The 5,678-nt window shown below is 65.8% G+C and carries 9 protein-coding genes; all 9 read left to right on the forward strand.

The genetic code is table 11. From position 1 onward, the window contains the following. The first annotated feature begins 117 nt into the window (after positions 1-117). From ACFP9U_RS23330 to ACFP9U_RS23370, 9 genes are read left to right on the forward strand one after another with little or no spacing between them, the layout of a single operon-like run. Positions 118-450, forward strand: a complete 333-nt coding sequence (locus tag ACFP9U_RS23330; RefSeq protein ID WP_378625121.1) for a head-tail joining protein — start codon at positions 118-120, stop codon at positions 448-450. Beyond that, positions 450-848: a hypothetical protein gene (locus ACFP9U_RS23335; RefSeq protein ID WP_378625122.1), complete on the forward strand. Its 399-nt coding sequence runs from the start codon at positions 450-452 to the stop codon at positions 846-848. The genes ACFP9U_RS23330 and ACFP9U_RS23335 overlap by 1 nt, the downstream gene beginning before the upstream one ends. A 48-nt stretch (positions 849-896) precedes the next feature. After that, positions 897-1,325, forward strand: a complete 429-nt coding sequence (locus ACFP9U_RS23340) for a phage tail tube protein (RefSeq protein ID WP_378625124.1) — start codon at positions 897-899, stop codon at positions 1,323-1,325. Continuing rightward, positions 1,325-1,744 carry a hypothetical protein gene (locus tag ACFP9U_RS23345; RefSeq protein ID WP_378625125.1) on the forward strand — a complete coding sequence of 140 codons (420 nt, stop codon included), beginning with the start codon at positions 1,325-1,327 and terminating at the stop codon, positions 1,742-1,744. Before ACFP9U_RS23340 ends, ACFP9U_RS23345 begins: the two co-directional genes overlap by 1 nt. Next, a complete protein-coding gene (locus tag ACFP9U_RS23350; RefSeq protein WP_378625127.1) occupies positions 1,741-1,950 on the forward strand; it encodes a hypothetical protein in 210 nt (69 codons plus the stop codon). Before ACFP9U_RS23345 ends, ACFP9U_RS23350 begins: the two co-directional genes overlap by 4 nt. Before the next feature lies 1 nt (position 1,951). Further along, a complete protein-coding gene (locus ACFP9U_RS23355) occupies positions 1,952-3,805 on the forward strand; it encodes a hypothetical protein (RefSeq protein WP_378625128.1) in 1,854 nt (617 codons plus the stop codon). Then, positions 3,805-4,467, forward strand: a complete 663-nt coding sequence (locus ACFP9U_RS23360; RefSeq protein ID WP_378625129.1) for a hypothetical protein — start codon at positions 3,805-3,807, stop codon at positions 4,465-4,467. Before ACFP9U_RS23355 ends, ACFP9U_RS23360 begins: the two co-directional genes overlap by 1 nt. Beyond that, a complete protein-coding gene (locus ACFP9U_RS23365; protein WP_378625131.1) occupies positions 4,467-5,162 on the forward strand; it encodes a hypothetical protein in 696 nt (231 codons plus the stop codon). Before ACFP9U_RS23360 ends, ACFP9U_RS23365 begins: the two co-directional genes overlap by 1 nt. Continuing rightward, positions 5,159-5,584, forward strand: a complete 426-nt coding sequence (locus ACFP9U_RS23370; RefSeq protein ID WP_378625133.1) for a DUF6950 family protein — start codon at positions 5,159-5,161, stop codon at positions 5,582-5,584. Before ACFP9U_RS23365 ends, ACFP9U_RS23370 begins: the two co-directional genes overlap by 4 nt. Positions 5,585-5,678 lie beyond the last annotated feature (94 nt).

Here is a 5,678-nt window from a genome sequence, read left to right on the forward strand (position 1 = left end):
CGGGCGATCCCGCGACCGTGACCAAGTCGAAGGCCGACGAGTTCGATCGGCGGTTCGGGCGCCTGCCCGAGCCGAAGGCCGAAACGGCCCCGGCCGGGAAGGCCTGAGGGCGACCCTATGACGATCCCGCCGCATCCCGTCTTCGGCGACATGCCGGACGCCTTTCTTGACGCGCTGGGCGAGGGCGGTGCCGATGTGACGATCGGCGGCGTTCCGCTGCCCGAGCCGGTGCGCGTGATCGCGCGCGGGCCCTTCGGCGCCATTGCTCCGGATGCGGGGTATGGCGAGCCGGGCGTCAACGGCATGACGCCGAAGGCGAGCTTCGCCGAGGTGGACGTGCCGGGCCTGAAGGACGGCGACACCATGGTCTTCAAGGGCGTGGCCTGGAAAATCCGCGAGCCGCTGCCGGACGGCCGCGGCATGGTGCGCTGCGAGCTGGAGAGAGCCTGATGCATCCGCGTACGGCCATCCGGCAATCCGTGCTGCAGATCCTGCAAGGTGCGGCGCCGCCCGGTTGGACGGTGCGCAAGGGACGGGGCCGCCCGATTTCCATAGATGATTGTCCCTGCGCCGAGATTGCCATTCCGAGCGAGCCGACGCAGCGCGGCGCACAGCGCAAGCGGCGCGAGCCGGTGCTCACCGTCACCGTCTATCTGGCCGAGGCCGAGGACGGCGATACGGCCTGCGACAACGCGGCCGAATGGATCGAGCCGGCGCTCGACGATGATCCGACGCTCGGCGGCACCACGCAGGACGCCACCCACGCCAACACCGAGATCGCCCCCTACACGGGGGGCGAGACGCCCGTCTGGGAAATGACGCTTACCTACAATCTGCGGGTTTCCTGACCCTTCGACCGGCACAGGACCCCGCTTCTTCGCGAAGGAGCAACAGCAATGAGCACCGAACTCGGCCGACTTCTCATCATTCGGCGCCCGACCGGCCAGCCGGCGCCGGACGATTGGGAGAACGTCTGCGGCATCAACACGACGAACTTCCGCATTCTGAACGACATCATCGAATCGAAGACCTCGCAGTGCCAGGACCGCTCCCTTCCGCCGATCCGGAAGCGGAAATACGGGGGCAAGGATTGCCAGTTCAGCGGCTCCGGCATCTTCGAGAACGAGGCCGCCGGAAAGCTCCTGGCCGACGCTGCCGTCAACCAGACGGTGCTCAAAGGCTATCAGGTCTTCGTGCCTGGATACGGCGACTTTACCGGCGATTGGGTGCTGCCCAACTTCGATTTTTCCGGCGACCTCGACAACGACATGAACTTCTCCACCGAAGTTCAGGCCGCCGGCGACATCGCGTTCACGGCCGTCTGATGGCGGCCGCGAACCCCTGGCGCGGGGAGCGTGTGCTGCGCTTGCCGGGCCGAAAACCCGTCCGCATCGCGGCTTCGCTCGACGATATCGCCCGCCTGATGACCTCGACGAAGACGGAGACGCTGGAGGGGCTGCAGGACGCGCTTGCAGCGCGCTCTCCGGAAACGCTGCGGAGGGCGCTTTCCCTGCTCGTTGGCGAGGATCGGGCCGAATACCTGTGGCCGAAGGTGAACGGCGCCGCCGGCCTGACTGCCGTGTACGTCGCTCTCGCCGGTGCCGTCTCCGGTCTGACGCCGGAGGAGGAGGAAGAGGCAAAAAAACTCGAGGCCGAGCGCGAGCGGCAGATGCAGGCGATGGCACTGGGCCTGCTGACGCAAGCGCTCGGCCGATCGAGCGACTCCCCTTCGGAGACTGGATGAAGTTCGCCGGAGGCGTGCTGCACTGGACGGAAGAACAGTTCTGGTCGACCGGCTTCGCGTACTTCCGTGCTTCCTGGGAAGGCTGGGCGATCGCCAGCGGAGCGAAGAAGGTCAAAGGCAAGGCGCCGACACGCGAAGAATATGAGGCCGCGAAAGCGGCGCTCGCCGAACGCGATCGCCGTCGGCATTTAGCGAAAGAGCTGTAGAATGGCGGACGATCTCCGATACAGGATCGGTGGTGACACCAGGGGCATCGACGCGGCCTGGTCCAAGATCCAACGTGATGCGCGGTCGACGGCAGCCGGGATCAATACGGCTATGGGGAGGGCGAGGAGCGGCATCCAATCCCTCATCGTGCCCTTGCGAACGGTGCAGGGCGCCCTTGGTGCGCTGGGCGTCGGCGTCGGCCTCACGCAGATCCGGCAGATGGTGGCAGAGATCGGTGAGATCGGCGACGTTGCCGACAAGGTGGGCCTGACAACCGAAGCCTTGCAGGAGCTGCGCTTTGCGGCCGATCAGACGGGGGTTGCCGTCGGCACGTTTGATACGGCCATGCAGCGCTTCTCGCGACGGATCGCCGAGGTTGCCGCAGGGGCGAACACTGATCTCGCCAGGGTCTTGCAGGCGAACAATGTTCAACTTCGTGACCAGGAAGGCAACTTACGACGGCAGGAGGATGTTCTTGCCGACTATGCCAATCTCATCAAGAACGCCCGCAACGAGCAGGACCGGCTCAGGCTGGCCTTCCTGGCCTTCGATTCCGAAGGTGCCGCACTCGTCAATACGCTCAAAGACGGCGCAGAGGGACTTGATCAAAACCGGGAACGCGCCCGCGAACTCGGCCTTGTGCTCGAGCGCGATGTGATCGACCTGGCCGATGATCTGGACAAGAAGTGGTCTGCGGCCTGGCAGCAATTCGAAACGCGGGGCAAGTCGGCGTTCGTTGCGCTTATTGAGGGTGCAAGGGAGTTCAAGTCGGAACTGCAATCATCGGTGGATGCATTGGGCGATCTGCTTTCCGATCCTTCGCTGCGCAACCTCTATCGGACGCTTTTCGGCGATGCGTCCGCCAACGCCATGTTCGGAAACGTTGCGGATGCGCGCATCAAAGATGCGTTCTCCGGTGCGGTCGAAGAAGCCAACGAAAAGTTAGTAGAAGCTCTTCGCGAACGGTACAGCGCGGCAACGGATGAAGCCGCCAGCGGCGGCACGATCATTCCCGACAAGGACTCTGGCAGCGGTGGCCGCGGCCGAGCAATATCGGAACTCGATAAGCAGCGCCAGGCGATCGATCGTGTCATCCAGGCATTGGAACATGAACTCTCGCTGATCGGGCAGTCGGAGACCCAGAAGCGCATCATGAACGAGCTGCGCAATGCCGGCGCAGACGCGGCTTCGAATGAGGGCCAGCGCATTGCCGAGCTCGTCCGGGAAATCGAGGCGCAGCGCCAGGCCGAGGAGCGCTTGAAAGAAGCGCAGGAGGAGCGCCTCGAATCGCTCGACCACCTGTTTCAGATGGGTGGCGATGCGCTTCTGTCGATCGCCGACAAGAGCGTGAAGGCCGAGGATGCCCTGAAGCGGCTGGTGGTGCAACTCGCGCTCGCCGCCGCGCAGGCGGCACTGCTCGGCACCGGACCGCTTTCCGGGCTGATCCCCAGTCTCATTGGCGGCGGTTCGTCCGACGTGACCGGGTACGACACGGGCGGCTGGACGGGAAGCGGCGATCGGCGCCGTGTTTCCGGCGTGGTGCACCAGGAAGAGTTCGTGGTGCGCGCCGGGCCGGCCGAGCGCTACCGGCCGATGCTGGAGGCCATGAATGCCGGACGCACTATCGGCCTGTTCTCCGCCGGGGAGAAGATGGCCGAGGCCGGACAGGCGGCAGGGATGAATGGCACCGTCGAGCTGCGCGTTGTCGGTCAGCCGGGGCCGCTGTTCATTCCCACGATCGACGCCAGGAGCGAGGACGTGGCCGTGCGCGTGAGCGGGCAGGCGGTGAACGAATTCAACCGGGCGCTGCCCGACCGGGTGCAGGAGATCAACCGCCGGCCGAGGATGCGCTGATGCCCCTGACGTTTCCGCTTGCGACGGATGTCTTCCAGGACGTCATTAATGTGGCCGCCGCGCCCTTCCGGCTGCAGGAAAACCAGGAAGTTTCCGGTCTCGGCTCCGGCCAGCTCTATGGTGCCGAGCTTTCGCCGCCCTTGTGGACGGCGGATGTGCGGCTGTTCCCCGCCTTTTCGGATGATGCCGTGCAGGTCCAGGCGCTTCTTGAGAGCCTCGATGGGGTGCTGAAGACCTTCTACCTCTACGATCTGCGCACCTCGCATCCTGCGGCCGATCCGGACGGCTCCATTCTCGGCGCCGCATTGCCGGCGATCGCCACCGTCAACGCCAACAACAGGGATCTGGCGATCGGCGGTCTGCCCGCCGGCTATACGCTCACGCGCGGCGACATGCTCGCCTTCGACTATGGCGACCCGGCGCGGCGGGCGCTGCACCGGATCGAAGACATGGCCGTCGTCGCCGACGGCACGGGGCTGACGCCGGAGTTCGAGGTGCGCCCGCGCCTGAGGCCGGGTGCCGAAGCCGGCCTCGCCGTGATGCTGGTCAAGCCGGCCGCGAAGATGCGGATCGTGCCGGGGAGCCTTCAGCCTTCGGTCGCGGACGATTTCGGCACGACCGCAATCACCTTCACTGCAATGCAATCCATCAGGGCTGGCTGATGCGCGATGCTTCTCCCGCCTTCGTCTCGGCGCTGATCCGTGCGCGCGAGGAAGGCATCCTTCCGCCGAAATTCGTCTGGGCACGGGTCAAGGACCGGGGCACGGGCGATATTGTCGAGACCGGCTTCTGGTCCGGCGACGACACCGTGACGCTGGACGTGATCAGCGGGCAGACCGGCTTGCCGGAGACGCGCACCTATATCGGCGGCGCCGACCTGCAGGTGGGGTCCATCCCGCGCGTCTCGAATCTCACGATCCAGACCGTCGACGTCTCGCTCAGCGCCATCGTGCCCGAGGTGCAGCAGATGGTGCGAGGGTACAACGCGCGGCTCGCTCCCCTGGAGATCCATACGGGTCTGCTCGACCCCGACACGCGCATGGTGGTTTCCCCGCCGGAGATTGAATTCCTCGGGCAGATTGACGAGGCGCCGATCGAAACGGCGGCTGCGGGCGGGGAAAGCCGCGTGCGCTTTTCCGTCCGCTCCGATGCCATCCTGATGCTGACGCGCAAGAACCCGCGCAAGCGCAGCTACGAGGGGCAGAAACGGCGCCAGAACGATCAGATCGGCCGTTATGCGAACGTGGTGCGCACCTGGCAGATCCCTTGGGGGATGGAGGTCCAGAACGCCGGAAACAATGCGAACGGCCGCGGCTTCTGGGAAACCCTCACCGATCCGAAGAGCTGGACAAAATGATCGACCTTCGCCGCATTCCCGGTTGGCGGTCACGCGTCGAGGCCGTCATTGACGAGATCAAGTACAGCCCCTTCGCCTGGGGCGAGCGCGACTGCGGGCCCTGGCTGGTCGGCCGTGTGGTCGAGGCCGTCACCGGAGAGGACCTCGCCGCGCCCTATCGCGGTCGCTACCGCACCGCGACCGGGGCGGTGCGGTTGATGCAGGCGGAGGGGTTCGAGAGCCTTGGCGACCTGGTCGCCTCGCTGCTGCCGGAGATCCATCCCTCGCAGGCGAAGATCGCCGACATAGCCGCCTTTGCCGATGACAGCGCGCTCGGCTTCTCGCTCGGCGTGGTCAACGGCGAACGGGTGTTCGTGATGGGCGAAAACCATCTCGGCACGATGAACCTCCTCCAGGCCGAACGGGCTTTCAGGGTCGGATAGCTTCATGCTTCGCATTGTCCTTCTGGCGCTGGCGCTGCTGCTGGCGACGACGGCGCATGCCCATGCGGGCCCCGTCGCCGCCGCGATCGGCGCG

Source organism: Nitratireductor sp. GCM10026969 (genome assembly GCF_042660605.1).
In the GTDB taxonomy this organism is placed as follows: Bacteria; Pseudomonadota; Alphaproteobacteria; order Rhizobiales; family Rhizobiaceae; genus Chelativorans.